Genomic DNA, 343 nt, shown 5'->3' on the forward strand with positions numbered 1-343 from the left:
GGCTTCTTCACCGTCGCGATGCCCTCGGCCAGGAACCAGCATTTGCGGCGACCGTCCATTCGGTAGACCCAATGCTGTCCACCAGTGGTCGAGCTACCGGGACGCGGCACGCATTCGGCTTGCGGCGGAGAGGTTACCGTGGGTTGGGGCGTAGCAGTATTGAAGAAGTCGGCAAGAGGGTTGGCAGACGCAGGCGCCGCCGATAAACCTCCGACAAGCACCAAACTGGCGAAGTATAATCGCAAATGACCGGACATCGAAAACTCCCGGGTGCGCCCCACCCCCGCTCGAACCTTAGCGGCGACAACGGCTCCCATGCGGCTTAAATCGGGCGGCGCGATGA

The 343-nt window shown here is 62.1% G+C and carries 1 pseudogene; it reads right to left on the reverse strand.

Going from position 1 to position 343, the window contains the following annotated elements:
* Positions 1-257: pseudogene (locus tag AC0L3B_RS38770) on the reverse strand (hypothetical protein); the annotation flags it as partial.
* Positions 258-343: the final 86 nt, after the last annotated feature.

Source organism: Bradyrhizobium sp. Kon56 (assembly GCF_055807635.1).